The following is a 23,575-nucleotide window of genomic DNA, read 5'->3' as shown; positions in this document are numbered from 1 at the left end:
TTAATCCCTTCGTCAGATTTGGATATGACCTGAGAATTTGTATTTTATACGTTATGATCAAGCCACAAAAAGAAGAACATCAGGAACTACTGGAGAAGTCGATTGAACACCTGGAAGCGCGCGGCTTTCAAAACATCAAGGCGGATATGGACGGGTATGAAACCCCCAAGTCCTTTATCAAGCAAAGTACCGGGAATTCCGTCACGCCGGATATCACGGCTATAAAAAACGGTCGGAAATACCTCTTTGACCTGAGCCTGAAGTCCGATGCGCCAACCTTGCTGAAGTCCAAGTGGCTGTTGCTCGATACGCTCAGCCGGATGAAATCGAACCGCTTTCGCATCATCACCTTCAGGGGGCATTACAAGTTTACCCATACCCTGTTGCAGGAACTGAACCTGAACAACAAGCAGCCCATAAAGATCACTTAGGGCACCCGATGCATTTCAATGTGGGGGATACCATCCTCCAGATACGGTTCCCCTGTAGCTTCAAAGCCCAGGTCCCGATAAAAATCCTCCAGGTAACGCTGGGCGGACAGGGCGATGTGTGCCGTGTGGTAATGTTGCCCAATCGCATCCATTGAAGCGATCATAATCTGGCGTGCCAGCCCCTTCCCCCGGTTTTCCATCCGAACGGCCACGCGGCCAATACTGGCTTGTTCCATATAGGCCCCAGGTGCAAAAAGACGGGTGTAGGCCACGAGTTTGCCAGATTCCATCCCCAGAACGTGCAGGGCCTTGAGGTCCTTCCCATCCGGATCCAGGTAAATACACTCCTGCTCCACCACAAAGATTTCGCTTCGCAATTGCAAAAGGGCGTATAACTCCTCCGGGGTTAATTCCTGAAAACGTTTGATCCGGATCTCCATATCAGTCCTGCACAATGACTTGTTTGCTGTCGCACTTCCCGAACTCCGGCTGAATGTTCACGTGGTTGATGCCGAATTCGTTATGTACCTTGGCTTCTATATCGCACAGGATGCGATCGAACTCGGAAAGCAGGATGTCTTCCTGAAAATCGATGTGGGCTTCCAGGTGCACCTCATCCTCATTGAGTTGCCAGATGTGAACATGATGTACATTCTTGATCGGTTCCATGGCGCTGATGGAGGCCACGATTTCCTGAACCTTTATGCTGTCCGGCGTAAATAGCATGAGTACGCGCGTAGACGATTTCAGCAGGTCATACCCCATATAAATGAGATAGAGTCCAATAAGAATGGTGAGCAGCGGGTCTATCCAGTACCACCCGAAAAAATACATGAGCAGGCCCCCCACCAAAACGGCTACAGATGCCAGCATATCTGTAAACAGGTGCAGATAGGCCGAGCGCATATTCATATTCCCTTCGGCCGTGCTGCGCAGGAGCCATACGCTGAACCCGTTGGCCAGGATGCCCAGCAATGACAGGACAATTACCATAACGGATCCGATCTGCTGGGGTTCCAGGAAGCGCTCTACGGCCTCCTTGATCAGCAATACCGCCACCACGATCAGGGAGGCGGAATTCACAAATGCCGCAATGATTTCGGCCCGTTTGTACCCGAAGGTCCTTCGGGAAGAGGCTGCCCGGCGCCCCAGGCGGTTGGCAATATAGCTGATGACCAGGGATACGACATCGCTGAAATTATGTAGGGCATCCGACAACAATGCCAGGCTGCCCGACATAAACCCACCCACAATCTGGGCTGCAGTAATCAGGATGTTCAGGAAGATGGAAATCAACAGGTTTTTACCCTGCAGTTCCTTGTGATGATGGTGATGGCTGTGGTTATGCGACATACGGCCGGTTTCTGCACTCCCTTACATACACGGGATTTTCTCAATTCTGCGCTGGTGACGGCCGCCTTCAAACGGGGTGTTGAGAAAGGTGCGCACCATATCCAGGGCCTGAGGAATGGCAATAAAGCGGGCCGGGAGACTCAGGATATTGGCATTGTTATGCTCGCGGGCCAGGGATACGATCTCCTTGTTCCAGCAAAGGGCCGCCCGGATTTCCTGGTGTTTGTTGGCAGTCATGGCCGCCCCGTTGCCGCTGCCGCAGATAATAATGCCGAAGTCCGCCTCGCCGGAAGCCACGTCGCTGGCTACGGGGTGAATGAAATCTGCGTAATCCACAGCATCCGAACCATCCGTACCATAGTTCGATACCTCAATCCCCATGGACTTGAGTAAACCTATTATAGCCAGTTTATATTCGGTACCGGCATGGTCGTTTCCAATTGCGATTTTCATAGGGATGTTTTTTTCAGGTGCGCAGGGTAAAGGTACAAAACCCGTAGCGGATTCCGCTGATTTTTAACCCGGCACAACAGGCAGACAGGCCACAAAGAAGTTTGTTCGCTGCGCTGCAATAATAGCGTTAAGAAGACGTTAAGAAATTGTCTATAAGTATTTGAAAAGATCTCTTTGATATTCCGGGAGATTTCTTCATTACGCATCTTTCCCCAGATATCCTAGCATAGGTTTTCAGGAGTTCTACCCCGATTATTATAGGTTGCGAAAAACCAATGAACAGGGATAACCTCCAAAAAGAATCCGGAAAACCCGTTAATAGCGGTTATGAAAACCCGTTTAGAAATCTATTAATAGACGTAATACCAGTATTCTGGGGATGGGATTTTCTGTTAATAGCTATTTAATAACCGTTTCTCCAAATTTCCGCCAAGGTTTTTCTACACGCTATTAACACCCTATAATCATACCCAAAAATCATTCATTTTAAAAAGAAAAAAATATAGATATGTATAAGATTGTGAATGAAGCGCTGTGTTCCCGGTATTGGTCTGGGAATCAGCTAGCGATATTATTTGTAATTTCGCCCGAAATAAAATCCTGAATGTCGAAGAAGAAGAAGCGGGCGAAGAACCACTTGAACAATGAAGTTACCAAGGGAATTTTCACCGTACTGGAGGCGGAACCTCAAAAGAGCTTTAATTACAAGCAAATTGCCGCACAACTACAGATTACCAGTACCGACCAAAGAAACCTGCTGATCAAACGCCTGGGGCAACTGGCCGAAAAGAATCGGATTGCCCAACCCGCACGCGGCAAGTACAAAGCCATATATGTTCCCACCAGTTTTACGGGCACCCTGGATGTAAACTCCCAGGGGAACGGCTATGTGGTTACCGAAGAACTGGAGGAGGATATCTTTGTGAGTTATCCCAACCTGAATCGGGCCTTTCACGGAGATACCGTGGAGGTACAATTGTTTCAGAAGCGTAAACAAAGCCGGCCGGAAGGAAAGATCCTCAAGGTGGTAAAGCGCAAGAAGACCGCCTTTGTCGGGATTGTGGATACGTATAAGAGTTTTGCCTTTGTACGCCCTACAGACCACCGGATGTATACCGATATTTTTGTGCGTCTGGATGACTTGCAGGGAGCCAAGGAGCATGAAAAGGTGCTGGTGGAAATGCTGGATTGGCCTGAAGATGCAGATTCGCCTTTCGGTAAGGTGATCGAGGTACTCGGAATTCCGGGGGAACACGATACCGAAATCCATTCCATCCTGGCCGAATATGGTTTACCCTATCGTTTTCCGCCGGAAGTTGAGGCCGAGGCCAATGCGCTGGATACTCGTATCGATGAGGCTGAAGTAGCCCGCAGAAAGGATTTCCGCGATGTACTCACCTTTACCATCGACCCGAAAGACGCCAAGGATTTTGACGATGCCCTGTCTTTTCGCCCCCTGGAGAACGGGGACGTGGAGGTAGGTATCCATATTGCCGATGTATCCCATTACCTGCAGGCAGATACCCTGCTGGAAGAGGAAGCTTATGAGCGCGCCACCTCGGTATACCTGGTAGACCGGGTAGTGCCCATGTTGCCCGAAATCCTTTCCAATAATGCCTGCTCCCTGCGGCCCCACGAAGATAAATACACCTTTTCTGCCGTATTTGTACTGGATGCCAATGCGCAGGTGAAAAAGCGGTGGTTTGGCCGTACGGCTATTCACTCGGACGAGCGTTTTGCCTACGAGGAAGCCCAGCATGTTATAGAAACCGGAAAAGGCGAGATCCCCGAAACGGTTTCCATCCGGGAAGAAGGGGCATATCAGGTAAAAGGGGCTTTGGTGGATGCGATTACCACCCTGGACCAGTTGGCCAAGATCATGCGCCGCCGGCGGATGGACTATGGCGCGATTTCTTTCGATAAGGTGGAGGTTAAATTCCACCTGGACGAGAACAACCAGCCTGTAGGGGTGTATGTAAAGGAAAGCAAGGATGCCAACAAACTCATTGAGGAGTTTATGTTGCTGGCCAACCGGGAAGTAGCGGCCTTTATCGGGAAGCAACAGCCGGTTAAGACCTTTATTTATAGGGTTCATGACCGTCCGGACGAAGATAAGCTCATGGTGCTGAACGGTATTGTGAAGCGCTTTGGCCATAGCCTGGATTTTAAAAATCCGAAATCCCTGAACAGTTCGCTTAACCAGTTGCTGGAGGATGTAAAAGGGAAAAAGGAGCAAAACCTGGTAGATACCCTGGCTATCCGAAGCATGAGCAAGGCCGAATACAGTACCCAGAATATCGGACACTACGGCCTGGCCTTTAACTATTATACCCATTTTACCTCCCCCATCCGCCGTTATCCGGATGTGATGGTACACCGGTTGCTGGACCACTATCTGAAGGGCGGGAAGACCCCGGCCGAAAAGACCTATGAGGAAAAGGCCAAACATTCCACCAGCATGGAAATCCTGGCAGCCAATGCCGAGCGGGATTCAGTGAAGTACATGCAGGTAAAATTCATGGAAGACCATCGCGACCAGGAGTTCGATGGGGTGATCTCCGGGGTAACCGAATGGGGTATTTACGTGGAGATCGTCGAAAACAAGTGCGAAGGCATGGTCCGGATCCGGGATTTAAAGGATGATTATTATACCTTTGATGAAAGGCAGTATGCCCTGGTAGGGGAACGCAAAGGTTCCGTTTACCAGCTGGGGGATGAGGTTCGCGTGATGGTCAAACACACCGACCTGATCAAACGCCACCTGGATTTTGCCCTGATCGGCAAACGATAGGGGGTTCCCCGGCACCTGGAAAAGAGATGCCTATGGGTTACCTAAAAACATGGCTGGTATGGTGCATGGCGCTATTGTGGGGAATTTTTCCCGCGGTGGGGCAGGAAGGAACCATTACCCATACGCTGGGGGAATACCACGAACTTAAGGTATTTGACGGGCTGTCGGTAAACCTGATCCCTTCGGACAGGAACCAGGCGGTTATCCGGGGCGAGGACACGGATAAGGTAGCTGTGGTCAACACGGACGGGGTACTGAAAATCCGCATGCAGATTACCCGCATCTTCAGCGGATACCGCACCTTTGTCGATATCTACTATACCCGTGCACCCCGCATAATCGATGTGAATGAGGATGCACTGATCCGGGCCGAAACGGTAATCCGGCAGGACGTATTGGAGGTAAAAGCCCAGGAAGGCGGGGAAATCCGCGTGGCGGCAGAAGTCACCCAATTCCTGGTTAAATCCGTGACCGGTGGTATCATTACCGCCTCAGGGACCTCCCAGAACCAGGACGTTCAGATCAATACCGGCGGGGAATACCGCGGAAAAGACTTTAAGACCGGGTTTTGCACGGTGAATGTGAATGCGGGGTCTATGGCAGAAATCCATGCCTCGGACTATGTACAGGCCACGGTAAAGGCCGGGGGGCAGGTGCTCGTGTACGGCAACCCGGATAAAATGGATGAAAAAACCGTATTTGGCGGAACCATAAAACGGATGTAAAAAGTGATTTGGGACGATATACAGGCAGCCATTCCCCTGGGGTTCTTGTTGAGCTTCATGATAGGCCCTGTGTTTTTTGTCCTGCTTGAAACCAGCGCCACCAAAGGTTTCCGGGCGGGGTTAAGCCTGGATATCGGGGTTATCCTGGCGGATATCCTCTTTTTGGTCATTGCCTACTTCAGTAGCTACCAGTTACTGGAAAACCTGAGTAACCAGCCGGGGCTCTATGTTTTCGGGGGCGTTATCCTTTTGGTGTATGGGCTGGCCACGGTGTTCCGGTCGGACTTTAAAGGCAAGAACCCCAATTTTGTGACCCGGGGTACGGATTATCTGGGTCTTATGGTAAAGGGCTTCCTCCTGAATTTTATCAATATCGGGGTCCTGGTCTTCTGGCTGGGGGTGATCATCATTGTGGGTCCAAGCCTTGAAAATGACTCCCACCGCATCATTACCTTCTTTACTGCCATGCTGGCCACCTACCTGGCCACAGATATTGTCAAAATACTACTGGCCAAACAATTGCGCAGCAAACTGACGCGCCACCGGATCCACTGGCTCAAGAAAATCCTGGGTATCCTGCTGGTGATATGCGGGATTATCCTGATCCTGGAAGGCTTCCTGCCCAGCGAACGCCGAGCCCTGGAACAACGCATTGAAATGATACGGGAATAAAAAAACCCCCGGAATTTCCGGAGGTTTTTTCAGAGGCATCGAGCGGATTCGAACCGCTGTACAAGCTTTTGCAGAGCTGTGCCTAGCCACTCGGCCACGATGCCCTATTCAGAATTGGGCTACAAAGTTAATATATTTTAGGCCACCTCGAAACCCAAATTTGCATATTTAGTCCCGTATTTTAGACAGTTCAACGGTTACCTGTTGTACATCGCCCCCAATGGGCGGGTTGATCTTGGAAACGCAAACCCGGGAGGTTTGTACGGTGGGCAACTCTTCCATTATCCGGTCAAGGATGCGGGCAGCGACCGTTTCGATGAGCTTGGTGCGCCGGGCCATTTCTTCCCGGATGATGCGCTGCAGGTGTACATAGTCTACCGTGTCTTCCAGCTGGTCCGAGCGGCTGGCGCGGTCCAGGTCTGCCGTGATTTCCAGGTCTACCCGATAATCAGAGCCTATTTTGGCTTCTTCCTTCAAACAGCCGTGAAAGCCGTAGAGCCGCACATTTTCGAGGCGAATAATGCCCATAACCCATGGATTTGTGCAAAACTAGGGAAAATGCAGGAACCGGGATCAGTAGGTACAGCGGCAATTGCTCAAGCCCTGGAAGAGGTCCATCCCCACGGTAACCACGTGGGTACCGTAGCTGTAGGCCAGGATGTCGTTCAGAATCACCTGTACGGAATAGCCGAAATAGAAGTTGCTCTTTTTAAAGCCCACGAAAGGCGCAATATAGAGCGGACGGCCAATCTGGTCATTCAAAAAGCGGTAGTTGATCCCCCCGTAGTAGTAGTCCTCAAAGTCGTAGAGGCGGAGCTTTACGTTCAGGTCGGTTTCGCTCCGGCCGTCGCTTTCAAAGATCTTATACAGGGCAGAAGGTTCGATCTCCAGCCGGCTATTCTTGTTTTTGGAGTAGCGGAAGCCCGTGTATACGTAATAGTTACGCAGGTGGTTCGGCTCAAAAACAGGATTAAAGCTGGTCAGGTCCTTGTCCAGCAGGTTGGAGGCATTCACACTCACATAAAATTTGTTGTAGCGGTACATGACCCCCACATCGAAGTTGTGGTTGCTGGTGGAGCGGTCGTCCGTAACGCTGGGGTCATTAAACGGGTCCCCATTGGCCTCGCGGAATTGCTCAATATCGATGCGGAACTGGTTGAAGTTATACGAAATCCCAAAGGAGAGGAATTCGTCTTCGTACCGGTCCAGGGTCAGGTGGTGGGCAAAAGAGAGCCGCGCCCCCTGCTGGCGAGTATATCCGTTGCGGTCGTTATAGAGGAAAACCCCCAGACCGGAACGGTTTCCGATGCGCGCATCGGCTGCAAGGGATTGCGTCTGGGGGGCATCCTTGATGCCCACCCACTGGCTTAACCCGTTCAGGCGCACCTTTACATGGTCTCCTATCCCCGCATACGTAGGTGCCAGTACAAAGGGGTTGTCCGCCAGGTACTGCGAAAGTTGCGGAGAGTTTAACTCCTGTCCTGCGACTTTGAGCAACCCCAGCATCATCACTACAAAATAAAGGCTCCTGCGCATGTTTAGGTTATGTGGTCAACTATCGATATAAAGTGAAATGGCCCACAAATTCACGTTGGTCGCGCTCGCCGTTGAGCTTCACGACATACCAGTAATCTCCGGTAGGCAATTCCTTGCTGTTGTACGTGCCGTCCCATCCGGGTACTCCATAGGAAAGTTCAGCAACTACTCTACCATAACGATCATATATTTTGATTAGTATTTCAGGGAAGCCTTCCATGTTGTCAGGCAACCACAAATCGTTGTTTCCATCCCCGTCTGGCGTGAAATAGTTCGGGAATTCGATATCGATGAATTCCATAAAGATTTCAGCCTGGGCCACACACCCGTTCTGGTCTACTACTTCGACCAGGTAAGTCCCGGTTTCGGTAATGTTGTAGGTGTTGTCCGTGCCGTAGTCCTCTCCGTTGAAGAAGAAGGTGTACTCCGGGGCGCCGCCATCCGCAATGGCTGTGATTTCGTTAATGGTCTGTTGCTCCAGCACCAGGGTAAGGGGCTCAAAGCCTTCGATTTCGAAATCCACGGTCTGAACGCATCCGCCGGCATGGGAAATAGCCAGGTAGTGCGGGCCGGGGGCCAGGTTGGTAAAGTCCGGATCCAGTTGCATGTCTGCCGGGTCGGTGGAATCCAGGGCGTACATCACCTGGTCGCTCAGGCTGGGGTCTTCCAGCAATACCTCCAGGTAATTGTTGGGGATGTTGCCCGTACATTCGTATACCGGGGTTACCGTGGCGTTCAGGTTTACGCCGGGCTCAACCTCAATAATAACGTTGGTTTCACAGCCCTGAGCATCCCGCACAAAGATCACATAGGTGCCGGCGGCCAGGTCGGTAAAGGTGGTCTGGGCCGGGCCAAAGGCGCTATCCAGGTTGGAATTGAATGCGGTTTGGTACGGTGCAGTACCGCCGCTGATGGTCAGCTCAATGGTACCGTCGGCGCTGCCGGCACACACCTCGGGGGTGGATACGGCATCCGCTTGCAGCGGCATGGGCTCGGTAATAGTGAACTGGAAGGTGATAAAGCACCCGTTTTCGTCCTGGGCAATCACATCGTATACCCCTGCAGCCAGGCCGGTAAACACGTTGGCATCGTCAAATTGGTCCAGGTTCGGACTAATGGCATAGAGGATGTTGCCGGTGCCTCCGGATACTTCCACGGTAATGGTACCGTCGTCCTCTCCCGCACAGGTCACGTTGGTGAATTCTTCCAGGTCAATTTGCAGGGGTGCCGGTTCCGTGATAATCACTTCACTGGATACCGCCTCGCAATCCTGGCTGGTTACCCGTACCCAATAGCTGCCTACGCCCAGCCCGCCAAAGGTGCCGTCCGGTTGCGGACCGCTAAGCAGGTTGGTTAGGGCGGCGTCGCCAAAGAGCTCGTACTGGTAGTTGCCGAGCCCGCCGGTAGCGGTGGCCACCAGGGAAGCGGTCATCTCGCCCGTACAGTTGATCAGGGCCGCACTTTCGTCTATGGTGACTTCCAGGGGCGGTACCGGATCCACGCTGATTTGGTTGGAAAGGTCTGCTTCACAGCCCTGGGCATCGCGTACGTAGTATTGGTAAACGCCATCTGCCACGCTAAAGGTGTGGGTATCCCCTCCGGACATGGGCGTATAATTCACCCCATCAGTACTGAATTCGTAGGGTGCGGTCCCGCCGCTTGCGGTCAGGATAAGTTCGGCATTGGTGGTACAGGTCAGCATCGCAGACTGCACCAGGTTGCTCATGACATCCGTAGGCTCGGTAATGGTAACCTGGGGCGTTTCCACGTCGCAGTTCCATCCGTCCGTTACGGTGATGCTGTAGGTGCCTGCACCCAGACCAGTGAATACCGGGCTGCTTTGCTCACCGGAGGTGAACTCGATGGTGGTTCCGGTAGCATCGTAGTAATTCAGCTGGTATTGATAGTTGCCGGATCCGCCAGCCACGTTGATGGCGGTCACCACCCCGTCGGTATCCCCGTAACAGGTCAGGACGTTGGGGGCGGCTGTAATATCCGCGCTTACCGGTACAGGCTGTACCAGGGTAATGGCATCGTTGGCCACACACCCGGCCGCATCGGTTACCGAAACGGTGTACGCGCCTTCGCTAAGGCCTGTAAACACATAGCCGGCCACATCATTGGCGGTGTATACCTGCCCGGTTGTGGTGTTGGTCAGCACCAGGTCATAGGGGGCATATCCGCCGGTGGGGGTTACCAGCACTTCGCCCTGGTCGTTGGTACAGGTTACGTCGGCCAGTTGGCTTACGGCAGTGGTCAGCGGCATATCCGGAGACACGATGGTAATCACATTGCTGTCTTCCGTACAGAAGGGCGCTGCGGTTTCCGTAATACGCACATAGTAGTTGCCGCCACTGAGGCCATTGATGGTAATCGGGTTTACCCCGGTATCCGCGCTGCCGGATATGCCGGTGGTGGTACCGTCGGCAAAGAACACCTCGTAATCGTAGGTGCCTGTATAGTTGTTCACTTCCAGGGTAAGGGACCCGTCTGTGCCACCAAAGCAGGTCACCGGGGTGGCCGGGGTAATCTGGGTCTGTACCAGGTCGTAGGGTGCTACCTCATAAGGGGCGGTAGTCACATAACAGCCGGTAGCGTTATCTGTAACCCGGAAGACATAGCTACCAGGGGCACTCAGTTCAAAAATAGCCGAGGTATTGGTGGGCGTAGCGGTCAGCACCCCATCCGGGTTGCCTATAGGCAGCAACTCGAAGGTGTAGGTGTTGGCCGGGTTGCCGTCGTCGGTAACGGTAATCAGCACTTCCTCGGGATTGATACAGGTAATGGCGATGTTCTGGCTTACCGCTGCGGTAAAGGTGTTCAGCGGCTCCAGGGTAATCGGGGCCGTGGCCATACAACCGTTGGCATCCCGGGCGTACACGGTCAGGTTTTGTGCCATCCCGGTGTCGGCCACCTCAAAGGTAGCGGAGGTTTGGAAATTCACGCCATCCAGGCTGTACAGGTAGGGTGCAGTGCCTGCACCTGCCGGTACTGTGGCCGTGATGGTAGCCGTGTTCACAGAATTATCCGCGGCACAGGCAAAAGCCGTTGCTACTGCCGAAACCGCCATAGGTGCTGGCTCAGCCACGGGTTGTGCCTGGCTGGCCTCACAGTTGCGTCCGGAGATAACCCGTACGGTATAGTTATCGGCAACCAGGCCGGTAAATACATTGGAAGCCTGGGGGCCTGCCACCAGAGCCATGGAGCCGTCGTAGAGCTCGTAGGAATAGGGCGGGTTGTCCTGTCCGGCATCGAGGGTAACGGTGATTACGCCATCGGCTCCACCGGCACAGCTTACATCCTGTGCGGTTGTGGTAAAGGCCACCGGGGTGGGCGTTTCCAGGGAAACCGGTGCCTGGGCATCACAACCGGTACCGGAAGTGTCGTATACCACGGCGGTGTAGTTACCCGGAGCCAGGCCGGAGAATACCGGGGAGGCCTGAGGCACCCCACCGATCACACTAACCCCGCCGTTATCCAGCAGGTCGTAGGCATAGCTACCGGAACCGCCGGTTGCAGCGATGGTAATCTCCCCGTCGTTCAGCGCACAGGTAGGCTGTGCTGTAGGCTGAGGCGTGAGGGCCAGCGGGGGCAGGATGGTAATGGTATCGGTAGCGGTACAGCCGTTGGCATCGCGCACCGTTACGGTGTAGGTGCCCGGGGCACTTACAGTAAAGGTGGTGGAGCTTTGGAATCCTGCGCCAATGCTGTAGCTAAGCGGGGCTACGCCTGTACCGGCTACGGTAAAGGTATAGCTGGTACCGTCGGAGGTACACTGGTCCACGGCATAAACCGGGGCGGTAACGGTCGGCAGGGGGTCCTCATCTACCGTCACGGTGATAAAGGTGGTACATCCATTGCTGTCCTGAACGTACACATCGTAATCGGCCGGGTAGGAAGCCGGGCTCAGGGTTGCGGTAGCGCTGGTGGAGTAATCTCCTGCCACAGGCACATTCCCTGTGGGCACAAAGGCATAGGTGTAGCCTGGGGTTCCGCCGCTGGCAGCCACGGTTACCTGGGCACCGGTGTTGCAATTGGCATTGATGTTGGCGGTTTCCACCAGGCTCACCGGGGCTGCCGGGGAGGCAATGGTTACCGTATTGGAGAGATCGTCGCAGAAGGGTGCATCTGTTGCAATGACTTCCACGTAGTAGTTTCCTCCGGAGAGGCTTCCGATCAGGATGGGGTTGGTTGCCGTGCTGGCAGCTACAACGCCGGTTACCGGGGTACCGGCCCCGTCAAAGACCTGATAGGTGTAATTCCCGGTGTAGTTGTTCACCTGCAGCGAGAGTTCACCGGTGGCATCGCCAAAGCAATCTACCGGGGTTACAGCCGTAGCCACAGCCTCGATCAGGTCGTAGGGGGCTACGGTATAAGGTGCTGAGGTGAAGGTACATCCGGTGGTGTTATCGGTAATACGGAAGACGTAGTCTCCTGGGGCTGTCAGGTTAAAGTCGGCGGTGTATACGCCGGCGCCGGGGGATTGAACCGGGGCGCTTCCCGGGGGCAGGAGTTCAAAGTCAAAATCTCCGGAGCCACCGGTTACGGTTACGCGTACCTGCTCGTCGTTGGCACAGGTAATGGCAACCAGCTGGCTTACACTAACATCGGTAATAACCGGCAGCGGGTCGATGGTAATGGAATCGGTATCCATACACCCGTTGGCATCCCGAACGTAAACGGTAAAGGTCTGTGACGCGCCGGTGTCGCTGATGTTGAAGGTATTGGCTGTTTGGAAGTTTACCCCGTCTATGCTGTACAGGTAGGGGGCAGTGCCTCCTCCTCCGGTTACGGTAATGACAGCCTGGGCAACGGAATTGTCTGCGTTACAGGCAAAGTCCGTGGCGGCAGCTGTGGCCGTTACCAGAGGCGGCTCGCCTACAGTGACCACTTCAGTAGTCTGGCAGCTGCGGCCGGAGGTAACGCTTACGGTGTAATCGCCGGGGGCCAACCCGGTAAAGAGCGGGCTGGTTTGCGGCCCGGTAATGGGCACGATGCCCAGGGCGTCAAACAGTTGGTAGGTATAGGGCGGGTTGTCCATGCCGGGATCCAGGACCACTTCAATAATGCCGTCTGCGCCGCCATTACAGCTTACATCGGTAATATTGGTGGTAAAGGCCACAGTGGTGGGCACGCTCAATACAATACTGGATGAAGCGTCGCAACCGGAAGCCAGGGTGTCGTATACAAAGGCCGTATAGGTTCCCGGCCCTAACCCGGTAAAGAGCGGGCTGGCCTGGGGCGCGCCAGTTACGCTTACCCCACCCAGAAAGAGTTCGTATTGGTAAGCCCCCGAGCCACCATAGGCCGTAAGGAGGATTTGTCCGTCATCCAGGGCACAGGTAGGCTGGATCAGGGCCTCGGTGGTCAGGTGCGAAGGCGGATAGATCTCTACATTGATGGTGTTCCCGCACCCATTTGCATCGCGGATGGTAATGGTATGCGTGCCGGAGCTCAGACCGGTAAGGGTTTGGACATCCCCTGCATTTACCAGGGAAGAAGACTGGAAAGCGCCGCCGTCCAGACTCAGGAAATAGGGGGCTACCCCGGCTATATCCAAGGTAACGTCTATAACCATATCGCCTTCGTCCGCAGTACACTGGTAGGTAACGCCGGAAATCACCGGCTCGGGATCTGCAGCAATTACCACATCCAGGGGAGGGGTCATACATCCATTAACATCCATGGCGTAAACATCCCAGTTGGTGTTCACGGCCGGGTCCAGTTCGGCGTAGCTGCTAGCGGTAAAGTCGCCGGGTACGGGGGCTACCCCATCCTGTACAAAGGCATAGGTAAAGCCGCCGGAACCTCCGGTTGCCTGTACGGTAACCTGGGCGTCCTCATTACAGTTGGCGTTGTTCTGGTCTACGATGTTGAAGGTGATGGGCGAAGGCTCCAAAATCCGGAAATCGTAGGTATTGGAACAGAAGGGGCTGGTGGCCTCTTCAAAGTAAAGCACATAATCCCCGGGCGCCAGGCCGGTAACGGTCTCCAGGGGCGTCGGGCCTCCGGCAGGGCCGGTAACCGTGCCTGTAAACCCTGTGGGGTTATTGGTAAGGGCCTCCAGGATGGAGTAGTTGATATCGGTAACGCTGCCGTCAAAGTTCTGGAACTGGAAGGCAATGGAGCCATTGGTATCCCCAAAGCAGCTTACATCGGTAACGGCAGGGGTGGGAACCACCTCAATCCCGGAAAGGGCGGGGATGGCCACCTCCACATAACTGGTACACAAGGTAGAGTTGTCAATGGCTTCAAACACATAGGTCTGTCCGGCGTTCAGGCCAAGGAATACGGCTTGTTCCTCCAGGGCACCCGGGCCGGATGTTTCGCTATCCGGAGGGGTCCCGGGACCATAAATGCTAAAGGTGTAATCTCCGGATCCGCCGTCGGCAGACAGGGTTACGGTTCCTCCGGTGGCACAATCCGCAATCACGGAAGAATCCAGGGTCAGGAACGGGTTAGCCCGCACCCGCACCGGGTTCTGGTAGAATTCACATCCGTTGGCATCAATGATGCGCACGTAGTAATCCCCGAATAGCAGGCCGTCAAAGCTCACCGTGGTACTGGAAGTCACAATGGGGTTAGACCCGGTTACCGGTACAATGTTGTTGGACTGGTCGTACAGGGTATAGGTAAAGCCAGGGGTTCCACCGCTAATGATGGAGATATCAATACGTCCAGGAATGTCTCCACCGCCCACGGTGCCACTACAAGATACATCGGTTACTGTGATGTTGGCATCGAACAGGGGCGGATCATTCAGGGTTACGCTATCGGTGTACAGACATCCTTTGGCGTCCCGTACGGTATAGTTGTAGGTGCCGGCAGGCAGCCCGGTATAGACGGTCTGGTTGCTGTAGCCCATCCCGTTAAAGTCCACCTGATAAGGCGCTTGCCCAAAGTTGGGGTCCACTTCAATTTCAATGATTCCGTTGGAATCCCCGTTACAGGTGGGGTCAATGGTAGAGGCTGTGGCCTGGGGCAACACAATCGGGCTCACCGTTACCGTATTGGTCAGGGCCACACAGCCCTGGCTGTCTGTAATGCGGAACTGGTAGGTGCCAGCGGCAGCCGTGGTATAGGGGAATGCACCTGCGTAGGGGGCAAAGCCGCCGCCATTGTAGTCCACTTCGTAGGTAAAGGGCGCATATCCGCCGCTTACCGTAACGTCAATTTCGGCATCGGGAGAAACCGTACAATCCAGGTCCTTCAGCAGGACGGCATTGCCGGTAAGCTCCGGCTCTATAGTCTGGGCCACGGTGTCCGTACAACCGTTGCTATCTGTAACGGTAAAGGTATAGTTGCCCGGAACCAGGCCTGCAAAGGTGTTGGACGTCTGCAGGGCCCCGCCGTTCATGCTGTAGTAGAAGGGAGCGGTGCCTCCGGTCACGCCCACTACAATCGTGGCGCCGGCGGGCGTGCTGAAGCAGAGGGTGGATGCGGCATCAATGCTCGCCACCGGGCTGGAGGGGGTAACCAGGTCAAAGGTGTCGGTTACCACGCATCCGTTGGCGTCTTCAACGGTAATGGTGTACGTGCCGGTTTGGGTAAGGCCGGAGAAGGTATTGCTGCCCTGCGGGCCCAAAACACTGGTGTCCGGTTGCTCCAGTTGATAGGTATAGGAGCCCCATCCGCCTGTTGCGGTGATGCTTACAGCACCGTCTGCCACACAGGTTAGGGGGGTTACTGCAAAGGTAAAGGCAAGGGGGGTGGCCGGTTCGCTTACCGTTACGGCAGCGGTATCGGTACAATTCGTGGTTTCGTCGGTTACGGCAATGGTATAGGTGCCTGCGGAAAGGCCGGTCAGGTTAATTACCCCAGCGGATTGCCCGGTTACCGTTGCTCCTCCGTTTACGGAATAGGCGTAGGTAGAAGCAAATCCGGTCACTGCAAAGTCTACTGCACCATCGGCACCGCCCACACAGCTCACATTGTTGACCAGGGATCCGGTTACGGCAATAGGGGTTACGGGATTAATGGTGAAGTTTTCCTGATAGGAACAGCCGTTGGCATCCGTAACCCGGAAGGTATACGTATCCGGAGCCAGGCCGGCAAATACATTATTGTTGCCGTTGTTTACTGCAGCCGGGGCAATGATTTCGTAGGTGATGGGCGCAGTGCCCCCGGTTACGGTAAGGGTCACGTCCGAAGTTTGCGTGGGGCAATACGGAGGGGTGGCACTAAAGCTGATGTCCGTGGGCGGGTCCAGGGGCGGAATCACCACCGGTACGGTCACAAAGGTACACCCGGAGGCATCCTGTACCGTGATGGTATAGGAGCCCTCGGTAAGCCCGGTAAAGGTGTCGGAGGCCTGGAAGGTTACCCCGTCAATGCTATAGGTGTAGCCGGGTGTTCCCCCGGTTACATTCTGAACCTGGATAGAACCATCCTGCAAACAGGTGTAGGCCTGGATCAGTACGGCATCGGCTGCAATCGGGTCCGGGGCGGTAAGGGTTACCGAACCGGAGTACAAACAACCTTTGCTATCCCGCACCTGATAGGTGTAGGTCCCTGCAGGCAGGTTGCTGTAAACCGTCTGGTTGCTGAACCCGGCCCCGTTGAAATCGATCTGGTAGGGGGCAGTGCCAAAATTCGGGTCCACGGTAATGGTAACAGAGCCATCGGCATCCCCCGCACAGGTCGGGTCCACTGCGGTATGCGTGGCCACGGGGTTGGTGATGGGGCTAACAGTTACTGCGGTCTGGGTGGTACATCCCTCCGCATCGGTGATGGTGAAGGTAAAGGTGCCATCCGTTGCGGTGGTATAGGTAAATGCATTACCAGCTACGGCCACGGAAGCCCCGCCGTTTACCTGGTAGGTAAAGGGAGCGTAGCCGCCATTTATGGTTACGTCAATAACGGCGTCGGGGCTGGCGGAACAATCCAGTTCCTTGGTCAGTACCGCCAAAGCGGAAAGCTGGGGGGCTACGGTTACTGCGGCAGAGGTGTCCGTACAGCCGTTGCTGTCCGCCACTATTACGGTGTAGCTCCCCGGAGCCAGGCCCGAGAAGGTGTTGGAAGACTGTCCGGGCCCGCCGTTCAGGCTGAAGGAGAAGGGGGCAGTGCCTCCGGTTACGTTGGCGGTAAGGGTAACCCCTGTGGCCGGATCGTAACACAGGTCTGTGGCTGCGTCAAGGCTTATTACGGGCAGGGACGGAGCCACCAGGCCAAAGGTGTCTGTGGCCACACATCCGTTGGCATCCGCTACGGTAATGGTGTAGGTTCCCGCCTGGGTCAGGTTGTTAAACGTAGCGCTGCCCTGAGGTCCGAGTACGGTTGCATCGGGTTGGGTCAGGCTATAACTGTAGCTGCCCCACCCTCCTGTGGCGGAGATGGTCACGGCGCCGTCGCTTACACAGCTAATAGCTGTAGTGGTAAAGGTAAAGGCGAGAGGGTTGGCCGGAGCCTCGATGGTTACGGAAGCGGTATCCGTACAGTTGGTATCTGTATCGGTAACTGTAATGTCGTAAGTGCCGGCGGCAAGGCCGGTAAGGGAGATGGTGCCGTTGGTCTCCGCAGTGCCGGAAGAACTTGCGGGCCCGCTAACGGTGTAATCAAAGGAGGCGGCAAAGCCGGCCACGTTGAATACGGCCTCCCCGTCTGCGCCGCCAAAGCAGCTTACGGTGCTGATTTGTTGCCCGTTTACGGCAATAGGCGTAATGGGGTTAATGGTCAGGTTCTCCTGGTAGGTACAGCCGTTGGCATCGGTTACCCGGAAGGTATAGGTGTCAGGGGCCAGGCCATTAAAGGAGGCCGAGTTCCCGGAAGCGCTGTCCGGCACCCCGGCGGCCGGGGCAATAATTTCGAAGGTATAGGGCGCAGTGCCGTTGGAAACGGTCACGGTTACATCCGAAGTCTGGTCGGGGCAGGTTACTGCCGTAGGGGCAAAAACCAGGTCGTCCGGCGCCAGGAGCGGATCAATCGTGATGGGGGCGGTTACGAAAGTACACCCGGCCGCATCCCGCAGGGTAATGCTGTATGTGCCGGCAGTCAGGCCGGTAAAGGTGTCGGAAGCGCCAAAGTTAACCCCGTCCAGGCTGTACTCGTAGGGGGCCGTTCCCCCGATCACGTTCTGGGCCTGGATAATACCGTCCTGCAGGCAGGTATAGGCCTGGGTGAGCACCGCGTCTGCACTCAAGGCAAACTGGGGCTGGGACACCGTCTGATACTCGAAATAATCGCAGGAAGCACTACCCTTGCGCTGGTTGATTACGATTACGTAGTCGCCGGCTGTGAGGCCGGGGAAATACCCGGAGGCATTAGTGGCCAGGGCATTGGCGTAGTTGTAGTTGTTTTCGTTGAATCCGGTAGCGTCAAACAGGTAGTAGGTAAGCTGGTATCCATTGCTGTTTATCAGATTGAACTGAATCGCCCCGGTGGCCTCTCCATAACACAGAACATCAGTAACCGTGGTAGCGTCGAATTCGGCAGCTGGGCGGAATTCAATTACAACCGGGTTGGAGATGTCAAAACAGTTATTGCGGTCCACCACTACAAAAGTGTAGGTTCCCGGATCCCAGATATCAAAGATCTGGCTGGTCTGGAAGGCAGAAGCCGGGATGGCAGAGGGGTCCGGGTAGGAAATCTGGGTTACCCCGTCGTCGTCCACATAAGACCAGATGGCATAGGTGTGCGGGGTCTTCCCGCCGGTGGATTCCATCAGGATGTTCCCTTCCTTACAGGTAATGTGCTGGGAAATCCGGGCGGTCAGCTCCAGATCGCTATTGTCCTCAATGGTGATTTGCTGGGTGTGCAGGCAGCCGTCGTCTGTAGAGACTTCCACGTCGTACACCCCGGGGTTCAGCCCGGCAAAAGTGTAATTATTGTCCGCACTGGGCCCGAAAGTATCCACAGGGGTTCCCCCCTGGGAAATTTCATAGTAGTACTGGGGTTCCACATCCAGCACAGAGATGGCCAGGGAGCCAAGACCGGAGCAGTCCGCTGCGGTAGGGGTCATGGTCACCTGGAAATCCCGGGACAGGATTCCGATGTTTTCTACAAAGAATTCGCATCCGTCCACTACCCCAACCTGGCGCATGGCTACGGTGTAGGCGCCATTGGTAGCGATGTCAAAGCTGGGTCCGTTGCCGGCGCTGTAAGGCACCAGTACATTCCCGTTGGTGGCGTCCAGCAGCTGGAACTCGTAATCCGCGGGAATGTTGGTTACAGTAATATTCCCCGGGGAGGCGCAGATGATATCCTGGGAGGTATACTGCGGGTCCAGCGGGTTTTTAAAGATGTTGAAGTAAAAGCGGGTGAAACATCCGTTCTGGTAGTTGATCACTACCCGATATTCCCCGGCATCCGAGGCCAGGAAATCAAAACCGGTGTCTACCTGGTTCCAGGTGCAGGCGGAGTTTTTGTTGGCACAGTCGTCCCCGGCATCCGCACAACTGGCTTCGTCCAGTTTTTCCCAAACAATGCTGGTGGCATCCGGGATGTTGATTTCGATGAGTTCCGTGTCATTCAGCCCACAGAGGAAGATCTTGGGCAGCAGGTCCCCGTCGTTGGGGCAGGTAACCACTTCCCCGTCAACGGTATTGTTGGGGTCGTTGATCAGGGTTATGATTGGGTTGGTCTGGGTCTGGCCCGGCAGGGTTACGGTGATGATTTCCTCGAAGCCCTTACAGGGGTCGGCCACAATTTTGTCTACGATGTACTGTCCGGTTTCGGTAACCAGCAGGGTACTGGGGTCGTTGTCCGGGTCTCCGTCGGTAATCACGGTGTCGCCGGCGTCGATTAGCCCGTCGGCATTGTTATCCACATACCAGACATAGCTGTCAAAATTGTCCCCGGCATCCAGTAATACGTCGTTTCCGCAGAGCTCTACCGTACGGGAGAAATCGCAGTTTTCCAGGTCGTCCAGCAGGAAGTTGGTGGCCCCCGGGGTTACAAAACCACAGGCGTCAAAGTCCGAAACACTGGGGTCGTCGGTAATCTGGTTGTTGTTGATTACCCCCTGGTAGGTGGAATACGCCAGGTTCTGGATCAGGTCCGTACAGGCATCGATAAAATCGAAGCAGTTCTCGGCCACCTGAACGCGCATGCGAATACTGTAGGTGGGGTCCCCTTCTTCCACCAGGTTATCCGGAATGGTAAAGATCACTTCTCGTGTGCCCGGATCGTAGGTATAGGTTACCCCGGCCGGCAGGGTCATGTTGGTCTCATCCAGGGTAACATTGATAGGCAGGATGTCCCGAATGGTGTAGTTCGTGGCCCCGTCGTTGCCGATATTCTGGAAGGTGAGCACGTAATCCAGCAACTGGCCCAGGTTTACGCCGGCCCCGGTAATGTCGTTGCCCGCAATGTCCTCCACGCGTTTCTCGAGCACAATGTTGGGCTCGATGATCTCGATGTTAAACGAGTTGAAAAACGGGTAGTACTGGTCTCCGGTAGAGGTGAACCGGAAGGTAGCGGCCGTTTCGTTGTTCGGGATTACCGCGTTCAGCGGGTTGGCCAGAAGGAACATGTCCGTGTCGTACCCCAGCGTATTCACGCTGTTGGGGTTACGGGCGGTCACTACACTGCCATCTTCGCTAATGTTGCTGTTGAAAAAGTTATTTACCGGGTTGGCTGCGTCGCTGATGTTGGTAAAACCGGCTACGCTGGCGGCGCTGATTTGCAGCTGGTCGCCGGTAATGCGGTTGTCCCCTTCCAGGGCGGCAACGCCAATATCGGCGCGCACCGGGCCGGCGGGGATGGTGTTAAAACCGGAGTAGTTAATGTCTACCGTCGGGTTCTGGCTGCGCACGCGGGCAAAGCCGTCAAAGGTCGTGATCAGCTTCCCGGACAGGGTAGGGTTTTCAAAGACCACCACCAGCGTCCAGCCCCCGGCCGCCCCGCCTCCAGGAGACAGGGAACCCGTTACGGAGCGAATATTTGCCACGGTGTATTCGCCTTCGGGGTTGGCCAGGGCGGAAACAATGCTGGTTACGTCCGCGTAGCACGCATAGGGGCTGTTCTGGCGCACGGAATTGTCCGCGCTGGTAAATCCGTCGTAAATGACCTCATCGGCCGTTATATCCACGTAGGTGCCGCCTGGCACCTGGAACTTAACCTGGTTAAAGTCGCTTTGCCGGTTAGTGCCTACGGCCTGGCCGGCCTGCTCGCTGGGGTAAGTGGCGGACCAGTAAAGTCCGGCATACCGGATCAGATTACAGCTGGCCTCCGGAAAGGTAAAAGTGGCAGCACTGGAACTGAACGTGCTCGGATCCGAGTCCACGTCAATGTACTGCATATTGAGCCAGTCATTGTAGGTGGAGGCGCTTCCGGTGGCGTTGTACGGGTCCTCGGGGGACCCGCTTCCATCGTCCCGGCTCACAATGTTGTTGGCGATAAAAGTCAGATCTCCCTTGATATTGTTTTGGTAACGAATATCAAAGGAGTTGAATTCCTGTGCGAAGCCTGCTACTGCCCAAAGGAGTAACAGGGGGATAAACGCATATCTGAGTGTGGCTGGTCTCATTTAGGCGATAAGATTTGGGGTCACGCGCATAATCCACATATTGTCATCGTACGCGTTATTGAGTTTTGAGTAATAGGATATTAAAGCGCTGTTCCAATTGTCGTGGCGCTTCAGGTAAACGTAGCGATAGTTGTTTTCCGGATTGATAAAGTAGCTTGCGCTCAGGCCTTGTGCATTCAGGGTCCTTACAAAACGGTTGGCATTGTTGGGGTTGGCAAAAACATTGACGATCAGGTAATAGTCGGTATACCCGCCCATCCCGGGTTGCTGGTCTTCGGTTTGGTTTTTCTCGGCCAGTTTGTCGCGCACAATTACATTCTGGCGCAACACATCCCGCTCGTATTTGGCAGAGGCTTCCCGGATGCGGTCTGCATTGGCGGCATAGGCCTCATTGGTATAGCGGTTGGCAACATTCATTACCCACATCTGGTCGGTGTACTGGCCTTGCAGGCCGGTTTTTACGGCGCTTTCGGCATCCTTCCACTGGTCAAAGCGCTTCAGGTACACGTACTTGAGGCCGTTGTTGGGGTTGTCGATAATGGCGGCGTCCAGGCCTTCTCGCTGCAATTGCTCCACAAAGGCGTGCATGTATTTGGTGCCCCGGTACACGTTGGCAACCACATAGTACCCGTCTTCTACGCCGTTCAGGTCGCGGAACTTGCGGTGTTTAACTGCTGTGGTGGCCTGGGCCGTTTCCATGGCCTTCCGAACAGGCGCCTGTTGTGCGGCTACAGCCTGCACCGGCTGGATGTCGTCCTTGCGGACAACCTCCTTGCGGGTGGGCTCCTGCACGGCCACCACGGCGGTTTCCTGTCGGGTTTCTTCGGGCTGCATGCCGGTGTTTACGGGGGCCGTATCTTCAGCGACAGCCTCATTAATACCAGTTGGAATATTTGCTTTGGAAACCTCAGCCAGTTCGTCCTTCTGGTTGTTCAGGTAGTACACCTGACGCGCCTTTTCCTCCAGGTCCGGGCGGTTACCCCCGGTTTCCTGCCGCACCATGCGCATCACCATCTCGAAGCGTTTTTCCAGGTCGCGCTGTCGGTTTTGTTCCAGGGAATCCTGACGGAACATCAATTCGGCAAGGATGTCATCATTCTCGGAAAGCCGCCGTTTCAATTCTGCGATTTCTGCGTCTTTTTCCGTGGCGCTTTCCGGGCTGTCTTCGGGGGAGGCCTCCACCAGGGAATCCTCGTAACCGTCTTCCAGCATAACCCGGTCTTCCGTAAGGTTCGGGGTGAAGGAATAGGCAAAGGATATCTCGTGGGTTACCCCAAAGTTGTCAAAGTTGTCGGAGAGGCCTTTTTCCATGGTGTAGCCAATGGAAAGCCTGCGGTTCAGGTTGAACCCGATACCGGCAGAGGCGCCGTAAAAACTATCGTAACCCCCTTGTAACCAACCCACCTTGGGCAGGTCCAGGATAAGGTTTCCGCCCAGCACAAAGTCGTCTTCCCCTACCTTTCTGGCTCGTGCCAGCGGCATCAGGCGACCACCTTCAAACACCCCGGAATCGTTTTGAAACTGATGGGTATATTGGAGGTGCCCGGAGAAGGTTTTGTCTTTAAAGCTCGTAATGGCTTCGTTGGTTTTCAGGTTGTAATCGATCAGGTTTTCTGCGTACATACCAAAATCGAAAGCCCCGTAAGAGAGGTTAAATCCGGGTTGAAAGGTCAGAAAGGAACTGTCCTGGAATCCACTCAGGAAAGGGTCTGTTTCCACCGGGTTGGCCCGGCTCTCATCAAACCCGCTATTGTAATAGGAAAGATTGGCGCCAAAGGTAAAGTTGCTCTTGTCGCTCAGTTTTACCCCATAGGCGTAATTCGCCAGTACCCCGTAGTTGCTCAGGGTACCTTCCCGTTGGGTATACAGGCTGAGCCCAAGGCCGGAACGGTCGCCGATCCGGCCACTGTAGCTCAGGAAGTACATCTGGTTGTTATCGTCAAAAGATACCGCTTGGTTTCGATGAAGCAAATTCACATAGGATTTGTCTTCCCGCACCGTGGAAAAAGTGGGGTTGATCAAAAACCTGTTGAATTTCAACAAGTTCTGTGACGGCACGTCGTAGGCGATAAAAGGGTTGTCCTCCTGGGCGCTCAGTTGCGGAAGCAGGGCAATCCATACCATCAAGAACAGGAATTTGCGTTTCATC

The 23,575-nt window shown here is 54.6% G+C and carries 11 protein-coding genes and 1 tRNA gene; 4 read left to right on the top strand and 8 right to left on the bottom strand.

Features of this window, described 5'->3' with window-relative positions; all coding sequences use genetic code 11:
• The first annotated feature begins 53 nt into the window (after positions 1-53).
• Entirely contained in the window at positions 54-431 is a 378-nt protein-coding gene (locus OZ410_RS04270; protein WP_277706678.1) for a hypothetical protein, read from the top strand.
• On the opposite strand, the gene OZ410_RS04265 is transcribed toward OZ410_RS04270, so the two are convergent.
• The 3 genes from OZ410_RS04265 to OZ410_RS04255 are packed head-to-tail and all read right to left on the bottom strand — an operon-like array spanning position 428 to position 2,237.
• Positions 428-871 (bottom strand): GNAT family N-acetyltransferase, encoded by a 444-nt coding sequence (locus tag OZ410_RS04265; protein ID WP_277706677.1) that lies wholly within the window; start codon positions 869-871, stop codon positions 428-430. The two genes, OZ410_RS04270 and OZ410_RS04265, sit on opposite strands and share 4 nt — an antisense overlap.
• Position 872: 1 nt before the next feature.
• Positions 873-1,784: a cation diffusion facilitator family transporter gene (locus tag OZ410_RS04260; RefSeq protein WP_277706676.1), complete on the bottom strand. Its 912-nt coding sequence runs from the start codon at positions 1,782-1,784 to the stop codon at positions 873-875.
• A gap of 21 nt (positions 1,785-1,805) precedes the next feature.
• Entirely contained in the window at positions 1,806-2,237 is a 432-nt protein-coding gene (locus OZ410_RS04255) for an RpiB/LacA/LacB family sugar-phosphate isomerase (RefSeq protein WP_277706675.1), read from the bottom strand.
• 604 nt (positions 2,238-2,841) lie between these two features.
• On the opposite strand from OZ410_RS04255, the gene rnr reads away from it, so the two are divergent.
• From rnr to OZ410_RS04240, 3 genes are all read left to right on the top strand, one after another.
• Positions 2,842-5,028 carry a ribonuclease R gene (gene rnr / locus OZ410_RS04250; RefSeq protein WP_277706674.1) on the top strand — a complete coding sequence of 729 codons (2,187 nt, stop codon included), beginning with the start codon at positions 2,842-2,844 and terminating at the stop codon, positions 5,026-5,028.
• 65 nt (positions 5,029-5,093) lie between these two features.
• Complete coding sequence (locus OZ410_RS04245; RefSeq protein ID WP_277706673.1) at positions 5,094-5,753, top strand: head GIN domain-containing protein; 660 nt, start codon at positions 5,094-5,096, stop codon at positions 5,751-5,753.
• Between the two features lie 6 nt (positions 5,754-5,759).
• Positions 5,760-6,425 (top strand): LysE family translocator, encoded by a 666-nt coding sequence (locus tag OZ410_RS04240; RefSeq protein ID WP_277707169.1) that lies wholly within the window; start codon positions 5,760-5,762, stop codon positions 6,423-6,425.
• 33 nt (positions 6,426-6,458) lie between these two features.
• Here OZ410_RS04240 and OZ410_RS04235 read toward each other — a convergent pair.
• From OZ410_RS04235 to OZ410_RS04215, 5 genes are all read right to left on the bottom strand, one after another.
• Positions 6,459-6,529: transfer RNA gene (locus tag OZ410_RS04235), tRNA-Cys, on the bottom strand.
• A gap of 64 nt (positions 6,530-6,593) precedes the next feature.
• On the bottom strand, positions 6,594-6,953 hold the full coding sequence (gene folB, locus OZ410_RS04230; protein WP_277706672.1) for a dihydroneopterin aldolase: 360 nt from the start codon (positions 6,951-6,953) through the stop codon (positions 6,594-6,596).
• A gap of 45 nt (positions 6,954-6,998) precedes the next feature.
• The gene (locus tag OZ410_RS04225) at positions 6,999-7,961 is read right to left on the bottom strand and encodes a PorP/SprF family type IX secretion system membrane protein (RefSeq protein ID WP_277706671.1); all 963 of its coding nucleotides are present in this window, start codon (positions 7,959-7,961) and stop codon (positions 6,999-7,001) included.
• A 19-nt stretch (positions 7,962-7,980) separates the two neighbouring features.
• Positions 7,981-21,426, bottom strand: coding sequence for a T9SS type B sorting domain-containing protein (locus OZ410_RS04220; protein ID WP_277706670.1), 13,446 nt, complete (start codon positions 21,424-21,426; stop codon positions 7,981-7,983).
• Positions 21,427-23,574: a PorP/SprF family type IX secretion system membrane protein gene (locus OZ410_RS04215; RefSeq protein WP_277706669.1), complete on the bottom strand. Its 2,148-nt coding sequence runs from the start codon at positions 23,572-23,574 to the stop codon at positions 21,427-21,429.
• Position 23,575: the final 1 nt, after the last annotated feature.

Origin of the sequence: Robiginitalea aestuariiviva (assembly GCF_029537735.1) — a bacterium.
GTDB classification, from domain to species: domain Bacteria; phylum Bacteroidota; class Bacteroidia; order Flavobacteriales; family Flavobacteriaceae; genus Robiginitalea; species Robiginitalea aestuariiviva.
This window is presented reverse-complemented; position numbering and strand designations above follow the sequence as displayed.